The organism is Pseudomonas sp. FP2300 (assembly GCF_030687595.1).
Lineage (GTDB): Bacteria > Pseudomonadota > Gammaproteobacteria > Pseudomonadales > Pseudomonadaceae > Aquipseudomonas > Aquipseudomonas bijieensis.
On the sequence record NZ_CP117440.1, the window covers coordinates 4,067,926 to 4,085,178 of the forward strand.

A 17,253-nucleotide genomic window follows, 5' to 3' on the forward strand; every position below is an offset into this window, starting at 1 on the left:
CCACCCGCCGTTCACAGGAGGCTTGCCTGACACGTGTCCAGCAAGCCCCGGCGTCTGTGCGGTGATCCAGGCTCAAGCCCTTTTCCAGTCGAGATGAACATGAGCGGACTTCAAGGTTTTCGTATTTCACCGCAACAGGCATCGGTTTACCCCCACATCAACGGCGCGGCGGAGCACCCGTTCAGCTGTCATTTGCAATGGTCGCTGTCGCAACCGCTGGACGTCGACGCATTGAACAACCGCTTGCAAGCCTTGGTGGCCGGCAGCGAAATCCTGCGCACGCGACTGATGCCCGTACTCGGCCTGCGCGACCCGGTGCAGGTGATTGACGAAGCCGGCTCACTGGCGGTGAACCTGCAGGACCTGCGCCAGCACAGCCGCGCCGACCAGGACGCCGCACTGACTCGGCTCGCCGATCAGCCCCGTGACTGGACAACCCCTCTGTGCGTGACCCTGGTGCGCCTGTCCGATGAGCAAGCGGTCCTGGACCTGGCGGCGGCCAGCAGCCACTTCGACCTCGTCAGCCTGAAATGGCTGGCCGGTGCACTGCTGCAAGACACCCCCACGGACCTGTCCGAAACCCTGCAGTACGCCGATTACGCCGAGTGGCGCTGGAGCCTGGTCGAGGAGGCGCCGGACCATCCGGGCGTGAGTTTCTGGAAACCTTCGGGCGAAACCGAAGCGGCCACCTTGCAGCTTCCGCTCGAATCGGCCCTCGATGGCGGATTTGCCCCCGCCCGACTGGACCTCAGCCTGTCGACCGACCTCGCCCGTCACCCGGCCCTGACCCCGGACCTGCTGCTGGCTGCATGGGCAGCGGTGCTGGGCCGACTGGCCGGCCAGCAACAGGTGCCACTCGCCCTGATCCATGAAAGTCGCGGTGCGGAACTGGCGGATACCCTGGGCCTGTTCGAGCAGTGCCTGCCCGTGAACATCGAACTGGATGCCCAGGCGACCCTGCTGGAGCAAAGCACGCAAGTGGCCGCCACCCTGGAGCGAGCAATCGGCTGGCAAGACTATTACACCGGCCACCTCAACGCCGACTATGCCTTTGCCTGGCGTTTGGGCGATGCCCGGGAGCGCCATGCCAGCGCGGTGATGAACCCGTTGAAGGCGTGCCTGAACGTGCGCCAGTTGCCCGACAGCCTGCACGCGCAGTTGATCTACGATCGCCATGCCCTCAGTGCCGACGCGGCGGGTTGCCTCGCCGAGCAATGGCTGCAACTGCTGCAAGGCGCCCTGGCGGAACCGCAACGGGCCTGGGCCCAACTGCCCCTGGGTGGAGCGCTGCAATCGCAGCTGATCGGCACCAATGCGAACGTGCCCTCCATCGAACCGCTGACACTGGTGGAGTTGATCGCCCGTCAGGTTCGCCAACGGCCGGACGCCATCGCTCTCAGCGACAAGGACGGCGACCTGAGCTACAGCCGCCTCGACGCCTGCGCCACGCTGTTGGCCCATCGCCTGGTCGCTGCCGGCATTGGCCCCGGAGTGCCCGTCGGCATCCTGTTCGCCCGCAGCAACGCGGCCATTGTCGCCATGCTCGCCGTCTTGAAAGCCGGTGGCGCCTACGTGCCAATCGACCCGACCTACCCGGCCGACCGCCGCGCCTACATGCTCGCCGACAGCGCCATTGCCCACATCGTGGTCAGCGCCGAACTGGCCGACAGCGTGCCGGCCAGCCTGCAACGCTTCGTGCTGGATGACCTGGCAACGCCGGACCTCGGCGATTTGCCGACACTGCCGTTGCCAGACGCGAACGACCTCGCCTACTTGATCTACACCTCGGGCTCGACCGGTGCGCCGAAAGCCGTGGAAATCAGCCACGGCGCCCTGAGCTTCTCGACCCAGGTGCGCATGGCCGCCTATGCGACGCCAGTGCGCGCCTACCTGCTGCTGTCGTCGTTTGCCTTCGACAGTTCGGTCGCCGGGATTTTCTGGACCCTGGCCCAAGGCGCACGCCTGGTATTGCCCGCCCCAGGTGAAGAGCTGGAGATGTCTCGCCTGGCCCAGTTGATTACCCAGCATCAGGTCAGCCATGGTCTGTCGCTGCCGTCGCTCTACCAGGCCCTGCTCGATCAGTTGCAACGCAGTGGCGGAGCCGACAGCCTCGCCTGCTGGATCGTCGCCGGCGAAGCCTGTCCGCCGTCGCTGATCGCGCAACACAGCAAGGCTCTGCCCCACGCCCGGCTGGTGAACGAATACGGCCCCACGGAAGCCACCGTCTGGGCCACCTATGAGGTGTTGGAGCCCAATCGGAACGTCAGCATCGGCCGTCCGATCGCCGGCATGGACCTGCGCCTGCTGAACGAATTCGACACCGCCTGCGGCATCGGCGAGCCGGGAGAAATCGTCCTCGCCGGCCCGACCCTGGCCCGCGGCTACCGCAACAAGCCCGAAGAAACCGCCAAGGCCTTCGTCACCCTGGCCGACGGCACCCGTGCCTACCGCACCGGCGACCTGGCGTGCTGGCTGGCCGACGGACGCCTGGCGTTCCTGGGGCGCAAGGACCATCAGGTCAAGGTCCGCGGCTACCGCATTGAGCTGGGGGAAATCGAACGCCAGTTGTGCAGCCACAGCGACGTGCGCGAAGCCGCAGTGATCGTCCAGGAACAGGCCGCAGGCAAGCGCCTGCTCGCCTACATCCTGGCCGCTCATGGCTACGCACCGGACTCCGAGGCGATCAAGCGTTTCCTCGGCGAACGCCTGCCGTCGTACATGGTGCCGGCCCTGGTGCTGACCCTGGCGAGCTTTCCACGCACGCCCAACGGCAAGCTCGACACTCGCCAGTTGCCCGACCCGGACCAGTTCGACGAAAGCGCCCATGTGGCGCCGCGCAATGCCATGGAGACCACCCTGCAAGCCATCGTCGCCAAGGTCTTGAAGCTCTCGACCGTGAGCGTCACCGACAACTTTTTCGCCATCGGCGGCGACTCGATCCTGAGCCTGCAAGTGGTGGCCCAGGCCCATGAGCAAGGCATCGCACTCTCGGCCAAGCAAGTCTTCGAACGCCAGACCATCGCCGCCATGGCCGAGGTCGCGCAACCGCTGGCCCCGAACGCCGCCGAGCCGCAAGCCGACAGCACCGAGTTCAGCGCCTCGGGCCTGTCCGATGACGAAATGCAAGCGTTGCTGGCCGAACTGGACGAGGCCGACCTGTGAACGGCTCCTCCCGTCGCCACGCCATCACCGCTGCCCCTTTTTACGCAGGACGCTTTCAATGACCACCGAAAAAACCGCCGGTAACCCGATCGAAGACATTTATCCGCTATCGCCGCTGCAACAAGGGATGCTATTCCACTCCTTGCTGCACGAAGACTCCGGCGTGTACCTGATGCAGGATCGCTACCGCATCGGCGGAGCCATCGATGAAGGGGCGTTCCTCGAATCGTGGCGCCAGGTGGTGGCGCTGCACCCTTCCCTGCGCGCCAGTTTCCAATGGAAAAGCCAGAAGCAACCGGTGCAGGTGATCCATCGCCAGGTCAAGGTGCCGCTGGACACCCTCGACCTGCGCGGGCTCGCCCCCCATGAGCAGGAAGCGCGAATCCGCACGCTGCTGGAAGACGAGCAGAAAGTCGGCTTCAACCTGTCCAAGCCACCGCTGATTCGCTTCCGGCTGGTGCGCCTGGCCGATGAATCCTACGAGTTCATTCGCAGCTTCCACCACATCCTGATGGACGCCTGGTGCATTTCCCTGGTGACCGTGGACTTCCTCAAAGTCTACGAAGCACTGTGCAACGACCGCACGCCGGAACTGAAAAGCCCTCGGCCATTTCGCGATTACATCCAGTGGCTGCAACGCCAGGACGCAGGCAAGGCCGAGCAATTCTGGCGCGGCCAGTTGCAAGGCCTCAACGCCCCCACGCCACTGACCGTGGACAACGGCGTGACCCGCGACCGCTACACCGACGCGGTGCTGGTGGACGACCAACTGATTCACCTCGACGCGCAGGAAACCCAAGCGCTGGCAGCGTTCTGCCGCAGTCGCCGGATCACCCCGAACACGTTTTTCCAAGGCGTCTGGTCGTTGCTGCTGTCGCGCTACAGCGGGCAGCGGGACGTGGTCTTCGGGGTCACCGTGGCCGGGCGTCCGGCCGACCTGACCGGCGTCGCGGAAATGATCGGCCTGTTCATCAACACCTTGCCGCTGCGGGTTTCGGTGGACCCGAACGCCGCGCTCGGCAATTGGCTGGGCGACCTGCAAAAGCTCAACGTCGACATGCGCGACTTCGAGCACACGCCGTTGACCGATATCCAGGGCTGGAGCGATTTCCCCCGGGGCGAAACCCTGTTCGACAGCATCCTGGTATTCGAAAACGCCCCCATCGACGAACAGATTCTCGAAGGCGGTTTCCAGTTCAGCCTCGAAGGCATGGACCACAGCGTGCATACCCACTACGGCTTGACCGTGGTGATCCTGCCGGGCGAACAGCTGGGCATCCGCGTGTCCTATGACCGCGAACGTTTCGAGGCCGCCACCGTGCAGCGCCTGCTGGGCCATATCGCCAGCCTGGTGCGCAGCATGCTCGCCGCCCCCGACGCGCCATTGGCCAGCTTCGAACTGCTGGCCGCCGAGGAACGCCAGCAGTTGCTGGGCGAGTGGGCGCTCAACCCCCACGCTTTTCCGCTGGATCAAAGCTACGCCGAGTTGTTTGCCGCCCAGGTGGCCCAGCGCGGCGAACAGGTCGCCGCGATCTGCGCTGGTGAGTCGTTGACCTACGCCGAGCTGGACCTGCGTTCCACGCGCCTGGCCCACGCCCTGCGCGAAGCCGGCGCCGCTGAAGATCAACTGGTGGCGCTGGTCGCCCCCCGTGGCCTGGCGTTGTTGACCATGATGCTGGCCGTGTTCAAGGCCGGCGCGGCGATGCTGCCCCTTGAAGTCAATCACCCGCCCGAGCGCCTGCGGGAAATCCTCGGGCTGTCCGGCGCGCCGTTGCTGGTCGCCAGCGAAGCTTGCAGCAGCCTGCTCGATCAACTGCTCAGCGGCCTCGACCAGGCGCCCGAGGCGCTGTTCGCCGAAGCCTGCTGGACATCCGGCAACAACGCGCCACTGCCGGTGCTCGCGGGCCCGCACAGCTTGGCCTACGTACTGTTCACCTCGGGTTCGACCGGCACGCCCAAGGGCGTGATGATCGAACAGCGCGGCATGCTCAACAATATCTTCGGCAAGGTGCCGGCCCTGGGGCTCAGCGCCACCGACCGGATTCCCCAGACCGCGTCGGTGGCGTTCGACATTTCGGTGTGGCAGTTCCTCGCCGCACCGGTGCTCGGCGCCACCGTGCACATTCTTGCGGATGAAGTCGCCCACGACCCGCAGCGCCTGTTGCAAGTGCTTGCCAGCGAGCGCCTGAACGTACTGGAAATCGTCCCGAGCCTGATGCGTACCTTGCTCGCGCTGTGCCCATGCGATTTGCAATTGCCGGACTTGCGCTGGGTCCTGCCCACCGGTGAAGCCCTGCCGCCGACCGTGGCCCGGGACTGGTTCGCGCGCTTCCCCGACATCGCCCTGATGAACGCCTACGGGCCGGCCGAATGCGCCGACGACGTGGCCTTCCAGCCCATTTTCGAAGCACCGGGGGCCGAGGTCAGCCACATGCCCATCGGCCAGCCGACCGCCAACAACCGCCTGTATGTGCTGGACGAGGCCCTGCGCCCGGTGCCGGTTGGCGTGGCCGGGGAAATCTGTGTCGGTGGCGTCGGCGTCGGCCGCGGTTACCTGCACGACCCGCAGCGCACCGTTGAGGCGTTTATCGACCATCCTCAACTCGAAGGTCGCCTGTACCGCACCGGCGACCTGGGACGCTGGCGTGCCGACGGGGTGATCGAGTACCTGGGCCGGCGCGACCAGCAGGTGAAACTGCGCGGGCATCGGATCGAACTGACGGAAATCGAACACCGTCTCGCCCAGCACCCGAACGTCCGCGAGGCCGCCGTCCTGCTGCGGGAAAACACCGTCGGCGAAGCCTGGCTGGTGGCGTACTGGTCGGCCCATGACCAGACCCTGGGCAGCGACGGCCTGAGCGAACACCTGCGCGCCCAACTGCCGCCGTACATGGTACCGGCGGCCTTCGTCTGCCTGGACAAACTGCCCCTGAACAATAACGGCAAGGTCGACCGCAAGGCCCTGGCCGCCCGAGAACTGGACTGGCAGGCCGACACCCAGCAAAGCATCGCCCCGCGCAACGCGCTGGAAACCACGGTGGCGTCCATCTGGGCCGAGGTCCTGGGGCGCGACACGGTGGGCGTGGAAGACAACTTTTTCACCCTCGGCGGGCACTCGCTGCTGGCGACCCAGATCGTTGCCCGCCTGCGCACCCAGTTCAAGCTCGACCTGCCGTTGCGGGTGCTGTTCGAACAGCCGACCGTGGCCTTGCTGGCCGAAGCCATCGGCGCACGCCAGGCCGAGGCCGCCGCCCCGCAAGCCAGCGCGACCAGCGTGCCCAAGGCCCAGCCACGCCCGCCGCTGCTGCCGCTGTCGTTCTCACAACAACGCCTGTGGTTCATCGAGCAACTAACACCGGGCACCACCCTGTTCAACATCCCGTTCGCCCTGCACCTCAAGGGTGAACTCAATGTCGAGGCGCTGCACGCCAGCCTGAACGATCTGCTGGTGCGCCATGAAATCCTGCGCACCGGCATCCACAGCGTCGACGGCGTGCCGTGCCAGCGTATCAGCCCAGCCCTGGACATCGCGCTGCCTTTCGAAGACTTGTCGGGCCTGACCGCCACCGCCCGCGCCGGCGCGCAGTTCAACGCCTTGCAGGACACCTTCGAGCAGCCGTTCGACCTGACCTGCCCACCGCTGCTGCGTGCGCGTTTGCTGCGCTTGGCGCCGGGCGAGCACGTACTCGGCATCGCCCTGCATCACCTGGTCTCGGACGCCTGGTCGGCCACCATCGCCCTGCGCGAACTGGCCCTGGGTTATGAAGCCCGTTGCAACGGTGCCGCCGCCGAACTGCCGGCCCTGCCGCTGCAATACGCCGACTTCGCCCTCTGGCAGCGCGAACACCTGCAAGGCGCCGAACTCAAGCGCCAGCTCGATTACTGGACCACCACCCTGGACCGCCGCGACAGCGACGCCAGCCCGCTGCTGGCCTTGCCCACCGACCATCCACGGCCATCGGTGCAAAGCTACCGCGCCGGGATCGTGCAGCGTGAACTCAGCGCCGACCTCAGCGCCCGGGTACAGGCCTTTGCCAGTCGTCTCGGCACCACGCCGTTCACCGTCCTGTTCGCCGGTTTTGCCGTGTTGATGCACCGTTTGAGCGGCGATGCCACGGTGCTGGTCGGCACCCCGGTCACCCACCGTGAACAGCCGGGCACCGAAGGACTGCTGGGCATCTTGCTGAACAACCTGGCGATCCGCGCCGACTTCGAACCGCAAGCCGACTTCACCGCCCTGGTCAAACAAGTGGCCGAGCGCCTGCGCAATGGCCTGCTGCATCAGGACCTGCCGTTCGAACAATTGGTGGACAGCCTGCAACTGCCACGCAGCCTCAGCCACGCCCCGCTGTACCAGGTGATGGTCGCCCAACAACTGGCCATGGAGTCGCGATTGCGCTTCCCCGGGCTGGAATTCGAAGCGCTGGACACGCCGCTGCGCCACTCTGAATGCGATCTGGACCTGCACGTGCTGTGCCCGGCCAATGCGCCGATCCAACTGGAGCTGATGTTCGCCCTCGACCTGTTCGTCGCCGACAGCGCCCGCCAGACCCTCGCCCGCCTGGAGCATTTGCTCGAACACATGCTCGCCGAGCCACAGCGCCCGGTCGCCGCCTTGCCACTGCTGATGGACACGGAGTGGCAACGCACCGTGGTCGAGTGGAACCGCACCGAGATGCCGGTGCCGACGCACCTGACCTTCGCCCAGTTGTTCGAACAACAGGCCGAGCGCACCCCGGAACGTGACGCCCTGTGTTTCGAAGGCCGCAGCCTGAGCTACGGCGAACTGAACCGGCGCGCCAACCAGGTGGCGCATTACCTGCGCGGCCGTGGCGTCGCTGCCAACCGCCCGGTGGCGCTGTGTGTCGAGCGTTCGCTGGAGCTGCTGGTCGGCCTGCTGGGCATTCTCAAGTCCGGTGGCGCCTATGTGCCGCTGGACCCGACCTATCCGGTGGATCGCCTGGCGTACATGCTCGAAGACGCGCAACCGGCGCTGTTCCTCGGCCAGCAAGGCCTGTTGGAACAACTGGGGGCCGGCCTGCCACGCCTGCGCCTGGACAGCGACGCCGCTCTGTTCGCCAACCAACCGGACAGCAACCCGACTTCACTGGCCGGGCCGCAAGACCTTGCCTACATCATGTACACCTCCGGCTCGACCGGTAAGCCCAAGGGTACCCTGGTGACCAACGGCTCGGTGGTCAACCTGGCCTGGGCGCGTATCCATGGCTTGTATCGCCGCTACACCGACCAGCCGATGCGCACCAGCTTCAACTACTCGTTCGCCTTCGACAGTTCGGTAGCCGAGCTGATCCTGTTGCTCGACGGCCACAGCCTGTACCTGACCCCGGAAGAGGTGCGCTACGACCCCGAGGCCCTCGCCGGATTCTTCCGCGACACTCGCCTGGAGGCCTTCGAGTGCACCCCGGCACAGCTCAAGGCCCTGCTCGAAAGCGACGGCGTTCGCCGTGGCGAGGTGTACCTGCCGCGCTTCGTGCTGTTCGGTGGCGACGCGGTGGACGCGCAACTGTGGCAACGCCTGCCGTCGATTACCGGCAGCCGCTTCTTCAACACCTACGGCCCGACCGAATGCACGGTGGACGCTACCGGCTGCGCGGTGGATGACTTCCCGCTGCGGCCGATCATCGGCCGCCCCATCGCCAACGTACGCACCTACGTGCTCGATGCCTTCCTCAACCCGATGCCGGTGGGCGTCCCGGGGGAACTGCACATCGGCGGTGCCGGCGTGACCCTGGGCTACCTCAACCGCGCCGAGCAGACCGCGAAGGTGTTTATCGAAGACCCGTTCTCATCCGTGGCAGGCGCGCGGATGTACAAGTCCGGCGACCTGGTGCGCTGGTTGCCCGACGGCCAGCTCGAATACCTGGGCCGTATGGATCATCAAGTGAAGATCCGTGGCTTCCGCGTCGAGCTGGGGGAAATAGAAACCCTGATCGGCGCCCAACCAGGCGTGCGCCAGGCCGTGGTGCTGGCCCGTGAAGACGTGCCCGGCGACAAGCGTCTGGTGGCCTACGTGACATGCGACCAGCAGGCCGACATCCACGCCTGGCGCAAAGCCATTGGCGCCGCCCTGCCCGACTACATGGTGCCCTCGGCATTCGTGCTGCTCGATGAGCTGCCGCTGACCGACAACGGCAAACTCAACCGCAAGGCCTTGCCGGCCCCGGACATCCAAGCCGCGCCAGACGCCCTGGACCCACCTCGCAGCGCCGCCGAACAGCAACTGGCCGCCCTATGGGCCGAGTTGCTGAACCTGCCGTCGGCGCAAATCGGCCGTGACAGCCATTTCTTCTACCTCGGCGGCCACTCGCTACTGGCGGCCACGCTGTTTGCCCGCCTGCGCCAACAGTTCGCCAGCGTGCCGCCGCTGCGAGCGGTGTTCGAACACCCGACCCTCGAAGCCCTGGCCGCGCTGCTGGGTGATCCGCTGCAAGCCCCGGCGGCAACCTTCGTCCCGGCGGCACGTCCGGCGCGCCTGCCGCTGTCGTTCGAACAGCAACGCTTGTGGTTCCTCGAACAACTGAGCACTGGCGGTGGCGAGTACAACGTGGTCAGCGCCGTGCAGCTGGACGGCGAACTCAATGTCCAGGCCCTGCAAACGGCCCTGAACAGCGTGGTCCAGCGCCACGAAATCCTGCGCAGCCGCATCGTGCGCGATACCGATGGCGAGTTGCGCTTGGTGGTCGAACCGCAGGTCGATCTCACTCTGCGAGTTACAGTGTTGGAGGCGAGCAGCGACGCGCAGTGGCTGCAACTGACCGACACAGCGATCCACGCGGAAACCGGCCGCCGCTTCGACCTCGCCGCCGACGTGCCCGTCCGTGCCACGTTGCTGCAACACCGCGACGGCATCCAGTCGCTGTTGTTGCTCAGCGTGCACCACTGCGCTATCGATGACGCCTCCAGCCAGAACCTGCTGGATGAACTGCGACGGTTCTACACCGCCCAGTGCCAGGGCACCCCGGTGGCGGTGCCAGAGCTGGCGCTGCAATACCCCGATTACGCCCTCTGGCAGCGCGAACCCGGCCAACAGACCGCGTTCAGCAGTCAGCTGCAATACTGGCGCGACCAACTGGAAGACGGCGACTACCTGCTGGACCTGCCGACCGAACAGGGCCGTCCAAACCAGCTCGCCCCAGCGGCGGGCGCGGTGCAATTGCAGTTGCCGCCAGCGCTGGTGGAACGCCTGCGGCAGTTCGCCCAGCAACGCGGTGCCACCCTGTACATGCTCATGCTCGGTGCGGCGCAATTACTCTTGGGACGCTACGCCAACCAGCGCGACGTGCGAATCGGCAGCCCGGTGGCCCAGCGGCCATTCGCCGAGCTGCAACCGCTGATCGGCTGCTTCATCAACACCGTGGTCATGCGTGCCGACCTCGATCCGACGCTGGATTTCGAAGGTTTGCTGAGCCAGGTGCGCAACCGTGTGCTGGATGCCCAGCAGCATCAGGATGTGCCGTTCGACCAGGTCGTGGAGCACTTGAAGCCTTCACGCAGCCTCGGCCAGACGCCGCTGTTCCAAGTGCTGTTCGCCATGCAGAACGCCGATTCGTCGAGCCAGCCATGGCCGCAGTTGCAGGTCAGCGAACGGGCGGTGACCGCCCAGGCCACCAAGTACGACCTGAACTGGGAAGTGCACGACGGCGAGGTGCTGTCGGTGTTGCTGGAATACCGCGCCGCGCTGTTCAGCGAAACCACGGCCCGGCGTTGGCTGGAACAGTGGCAACAACTGCTGGAAACCATGCTCGATGCGCCACAGACCCGCCTCGGGGATTGGACACCGCTGCCAACGGCAGAACGTCAGCGTCAGTTGGTCGAATGGAACGCCACTGAACGTCACTACAGCGGCCCGACCAACCTGCACACCGCCCTGAGCCAACAGGCCGCACTGAGCCCCAACGCTCCGGCACTGGTGTTCGAAGGCCAGCGCCTGAGCTATGCCGAGCTGGACCAGCAGGCACAAACCGTCGCCCGAGCCCTGCGCACAGCCGGCGTGGGCACCGACAGCATCGTGCCGGTGTGCATGGAACGTTCCGTGGAGATGGTCGTGGCCTTGCTCGGCATCGTCCATGCCGGCGCCGCCTGGTTGCCGCTGGATCCGGAACTGCCTGCCGCGCGCCTGGCGTTCCTAATCGAAGATGCCGATGCCAAGGTCACCTTGACCCAGGCGCAGTGGCTGTCGCGACTGCCGGCCGGGCATCAAGCCTGGACGCTGGAGGCATTGCCAAACGCTGAAGTGGGAGAACCGATCAGCGTCGAGGCCAACGACCTGGCCTACGTGCTCTACACCTCCGGTTCCACCGGTCAGCCCAAAGGCGTGATGAACGAGCACGGCGCCTTGATGAACCGCCTGCACTGGATGCAGGACGCCTTCCCGATTGGCCCGAACGACCGAGTGCTGCAAAAGACCCCGTACAGCTTCGACGTCTCGGTGTGGGAGTTCTTCTGGCCGCTGATCACTGGCGCGACCCTGGTGGTCGCCCGTCCGGACGGGCATCGCGACCCGGCCTACCTCAGCCAGTTGATCCAGCAGGAACGCGTCACCACCCTGCACTTCGTGCCGTCGATGCTGCGTGCGTTTGTCGAAGAGCCGAGCCTGGTCAATTGCCACAGCCTGCGCCAGGTCTTCGCCAGCGGCGAAGCCTTGCCGGTGGACCTGGTGCGGCGCTTCATGGGCCAACACCTGGCGGCACTGGTCAACCTGTACGGCCCGACCGAAGCGGCCATCGACGTCTCGGTCTGGCGTTGCTCGGCCGACGACGTGATCGTGCCGATCGGCAAGCCCATCGCCAACCTGCGCCTGTACATCCTCGACGAGGCCCTGCAACCGCTGCCGATTGGCAGCATCGGCGAGCTGTACATCGGCGGCGTCGGCGTGGCCCGGGGTTATCTGAAGCGTCCGGACCTGACCGAGGAACGCTTCCTCGCCAGCCCGTTCGTGGCCGGTGATCGCCTGTACCGCACCGGTGACCGTTGCCGCTTCCTGGCCGATGGCAACATCGAGTACCTGGGACGTCTCGACCATCAGGTGAAGTTGCGCGGACAACGTATCGAGTTGGGGGAAATCGACGCTGCGCTGCTGGCCCAGGCCGGTGTGCGCGACGCCGCCACCTTGTTGCTCGACCAGCGCCTGGTAAGTTTCTGGTGCGGTGACGCCGATGAAGCGACCCTGCGTACCGACTTGAGTGACAGCCTGCCCGCGCACATGCAGCCAAGCCTGTTCGTGCAGCTCGAGCGCCTGCCGCTCAACAGCAACGGCAAGCTCGACCGCAAGGCACTGGCCGCCACGCCGCTGCCCCAGAGCCAAAGCGACCAGCCGCGCACCGCGCCGCGCAATGTCACTGAAACCGTGCTCTGCGAACTGTTCAGCGAAGTACTGGACTGTTCGCAAGTCGGCATCGAGGACAACTTTTTCCAACTCGGCGGCCATTCCCTACTGGCTACCCGCCTGGTCAGCCGGGTTCGTGAACGTCTTGGGGTTTCCCTGCCCTTGTCGCTGGTGTTCGCCCAACCGACGGTCGCGGCCCTGGCCGAGCATCTGCGCACGGCCATGCCCGGTGAATCGATCAGCGCGCAACCGCGCCCGGCGCAATTACCCCTGGGTCTGGCCCAGCGCCGGTTCTGGATGCTCAGCCGCCTGGTGCCGGAATCCCGCGAGTACCACATGCCATTCGCCCTGACCTTGCGCGGCGAGCTGCAGGTCCAGGTCTTGCGTGACGCCTTTGAACAGGTCAGCCAACGCCACCTGGTGCTGCGCAGCCGGATTGTCGAAGTCGACGGCGAGCCACAACTGCTGATCGACGACCATGGTCCGGTGCTCGCGGTCACTGGCGTCGCGACCCAGGACTGGGCAACCACCTGCGCCAACGCCCAGGATGAACTGATGACACCGTTCGACCTGGCCGCCGCCGCGCCTTGGCGTGCGCACCTGCTGCAACGCCAGGGCAGCGACGAAAACCTGTTGCTGGTGTGCCTGCACCACAGCGCCACCGACGGCTGGGCCATGCAGTTGCTCATCGATGAACTGACCCAGGCCTACGCCGCCGGCCTCAACGGGCAATCGCCCGCCTGGACGCCGCTGGAGATCGACTACGTCGATTTCGCCCTCTGGCAACAGCACCCGGACACCCAGGCCCGACGCAGTGAAAGCCTGGACTATTGGAAAAACCACCTGGGCCAGGACGACTACCAGCTCGATCTGCCCCTCGATCATCCACGCGGCGCCGAAGCGGACCGGCGCGCCCGGCAACTGACCGTTCGCCTCGGCACCCCGCGCGCCGAAGCCATCCGGCAGTTCGCCCGTCAGCGCGGCACGACCAGCTATGTGGTGCTGGCCACCGCCTTGAGCGCGCTGCTGGCCCGCTACAGCGGCCAGCGGGAAATCCGCCTCGGCACCCCGGCGGATCAACGTGACCATGCGCAAACCCAGACGTTGCTGGCCTGCCTGGTCAACACCCTGGTGATCCGCAGCGACGTCGACCAACGGGCCCCGGCCGAGCGATTGCTCGCCAGCCTCGAAGCCGATCTGCGCGCCGCCCAGGCCCACGCCGATCTACCCTTCGCCACCCTGGTCGGTGCCGTCGCGCAAAACCGCGACCTGAACCGTACGCCCCTGTTCCAGGTGTTGTTCTCCCTCAACTATGGCCGCGTCGACAGCAGCCAATGGCCGGGGCTGAACGTCGAAGAACAGATGCTGCCGGTGATCGACGCCAAGTTCGAACAGAGCTGGGAAGTCCAGGACGACGGCAGCGACATGACCCTGGCGCTGGAGTACCAATCGGCGCTGTTCGACGAAACGACGATGCAACGCTGGAGCGCACAATGGTGCGCGCTGCTCGACGCCCTGGTAGCGGCACCGGAACGCACCCTGGTCGAACTGTTCCCGCAACAGCAGGACCAACAGCAACTGGATCGCTGGAACGCCACTGAACGTCACTACAGCGGCCCGACCAACCTGCACACCGCCCTGAGCCAACAGGCCGCACTGAGCCCCAACGCTCCGGCACTGGTGTTCGAAGGCCAGCGCCTGAGCTATGCCGAGCTGGACCAGCGAGCACAAAACGTCGCCCGAGCCCTGCGCACAGCCGGCGTGGGCACCGACAGCATCGTGCCGGTGTGCATGGAACGTTCCGTGGAGATGGTCGTGGCCTTGCTCGGCATCGTCCATGCCGGCGCCGCCTGGTTGCCGCTGGATCCGGAGTTGCCTGCCGCGCGCCTGGCATTCCTGATCGAAGATGCCGATGCCAAGGTCACCTTGACCCAGGCGCAATGGCTGTCGCGCCTGCCGGCCGGGCATCAAGCCTGGACGCTGGATGCGTTGCCGAACGCTGAAGTTGGAGAACCGATCAGCGTCGAGGCCAACGACCTGGCCTACGTGCTCTACACCTCCGGTTCCACCGGCCAACCCAAAGGCGTGATGAACGAACACGGCGCCTTGATGAACCGCCTGCACTGGATGCAGGACGCCTTCCCGATTGGCCCGAACGACCGAGTGCTGCAAAAGACCCCGTACAGCTTCGACGTGTCGGTATGGGAGTTCTTCTGGCCGCTGATCACTGGCGCGACCCTGGTGGTCGCCCGTCCGGACGGGCATCGCGACCCGGCCTACCTCAGCCAGTTGATCCAGCAGGAGCAGGTCACGACCTTGCACTTCGTGCCGTCGATGCTCCGTGCGTTTGTCGAGGAGCCGAGCCTGGTCAATTGCCACAGCCTGCGCCAGGTGTTCGCCAGTGGCGAAGCCTTGCCGGTGGACCTGGTGCGGCGCTTCATGGGCCAACACCCGGCAGCCCTGGTCAACCTGTACGGCCCGACCGAAGCAGCCATCGACGTCTCGGTCTGGCGTTGCTCGGCCGACGACGTGATCGTGCCGATCGGCAAGCCCATCGCCAACCTGCGCCTGTACATCCTCGACGAAGCCCTGCAACCGCTGCCGATTGGCAGCATCGGCGAGCTGTACATCGGCGGCGTCGGCGTGGCCCGGGGTTATCTGAAGCGTCCGGACCTGACCGAGGAACGCTTCCTCGCCAGTCCGTTCGTGGCCGGTGATCGCCTGTACCGCACCGGTGACCGCTGCCGCTTCCTGGCCGATGGCAACATCGAGTACCTGGGACGTCTCGACCATCAGGTGAAGTTGCGCGGACAGCGCATCGAGCTGGGGGAAATCGACTCGGCCCTGCTGAACCTGCCGGCCATCACCGGTGCCTGCACCCTCGTCATCGACAATCGCCTGGTGGCGTTCTACAGCAGTAGCACCGCGCAGTCGGACCTCGACACCCAGCTCGCGGCCGAACTACCGGCGTACATGGTGCCAGCGGTGTGGGTGCAAGTCCCGGCCCTGCCCCTGAGCACCAACGGCAAGATCGACCGCAAGGCCTTGGCTGCCTTGCCCCTGCCGAACACCCAGAAAGACTACGCGGCACCGCGCAATGACCTGGAACGCCTGCTCTGCCAGTTGTTTGGCGAACTGCTCGGCGAAACCTTGACCGGCGGCCGTGAAGTCGGCACCTCGGACAGTTTCTTCGCCCTGGGCGGTGACTCGATCCTTGGCCTGAAACTGATCTCGCGTTTGCGTGAACAGGGCTATTCGCTCACGCCACGGGATCTGTTCCGCTCGCCGACCCCGGCGGCCCTGGCCCACGTGACCACGGCACTGCTGACCCAGGCCGAACAAGGCGAGGTGACCGGGCCGATGCCACTGATGCCATTGCACCAGTGGTTCTTCGACCAGCAACAGGTCCACGCCGCACACTGGAACCAATCGGTGCTGGCCGACAGTGACCGCCGCCTGGACCCGGCCATCGTGCAAGCCACGCTGGATCGGCTGGTGGCCCACCACGACGCCCTGCGCCTGCGCTTCACCGATGTCGACGGCCAATGGCAAGCCCACATAGCGCCGGTGGCACCGGCCCAACTGACCTGCTGCGAGCACCCGGAACAGCTGCTGCAAGTCGCGCAAAGCCTGGACCTGCAACACGGCCCGCTGTTCGCCGCGGCCCTGCTGGAAGGCACACCGCAGCGCCTGTATCTGGTGGCTCATCACCTGGTGGTCGATGCCGTGTCCTGGACGCCGCTGCTGGAAGACTTCCAGCAGCTGTACCCCGCACTGGAGCGTGGCGAAAGCCCAATGCTGCCGGCAAAAACCACGTCCTATCGGCAATGGGCCGAGCACCTGCAAGCCCATGCCGCCAAGGTCGCTGCCGAGCATCGCTACTGGAGTGCCCAGACCGGCGCGAACCAGCCGCCAAGGGCCATCGTCGCTGAGCGCCAGACACTGTCGGCCCGCTGGGATGCCAGCCGCACGCACCAATGGCTGACCGAGTCCCATGCCGCATACCGCACGCAACCGGAAGAACTGCTGATCGCCGCCCTCGCCGCAACCCTGGCCGAGGTCGAACAGCGCAGTGACATCGTGGTGGACCTGGAGCGCCACGGGCGTGACGCACCGTTTGCCGGACTGGACGTCGGCCGTACCGTCGGCTGGTTCACCACGCTTTACCCACTGCGCGTGAATGCCAGCGGCGCCGCCGGCGATCAGGTGCGCAACGCCAAGCAGGCCTTGCGTGACGTACCCGGCCTGGGCCTGGGCTACGGCTTACTGCGCCAGCGCGGCGAGTTGCCGGCCAGCCATGGTGATGTGCTGTTCAACTACCTGGGGCATGAGCAAACGCCAGAGGGCTGGTTGCGCGCCAGCAGCCTGACCCCGCCGCCGGACGTGGCCCCGCAGAACCGAGTGACCCATGCCCGTGAAGTGGTGGCCTGGCTGGAGGACGGCGTGTTGCGTGTCGAATGGCACAGCGTCACGCCAAATGCCGACAGCCATTTGCCCGCGCGCCTGCTGGAACGTTTGCAGGTGCTGGTCGAACACTGCCTCGACCCACAGGCCGGTGCGCTGATGCCCGCTGACTTCCCGCTGGCCAAGGCGCTGAACCAGAAGTCCCTGGACAAACTGCTGGGCAAGCTCAAGACCAAACCCAATTCCCAAAGCTAGCGAGCGACGCGGCGCCCGCACAGGTCTGAGACCGGCGCGGCGCCTTGATCGACTCACTTGAGTTTTCAAGACTTTGAAATGGACCA

General features: G+C 66.0%; 2 protein-coding genes. Both read left to right on the forward strand.

Annotation, left to right across the window (positions count from 1 at the left end; translation table 11 throughout):
- Positions 1-99 precede the first annotated feature (99 nt).
- Positions 100-3,162, forward strand: coding sequence for an amino acid adenylation domain-containing protein (locus tag PSH86_RS17980; RefSeq protein WP_305483973.1), 3,063 nt, complete (start codon positions 100-102; stop codon positions 3,160-3,162).
- A 58-nt stretch (positions 3,163-3,220) separates the two neighbouring features.
- Positions 3,221-17,167, forward strand: coding sequence for a non-ribosomal peptide synthase/polyketide synthase (locus PSH86_RS17985; protein WP_305483976.1), 13,947 nt, complete (start codon positions 3,221-3,223; stop codon positions 17,165-17,167).
- The last annotated feature ends 86 nt before the right edge of the window (positions 17,168-17,253 follow it).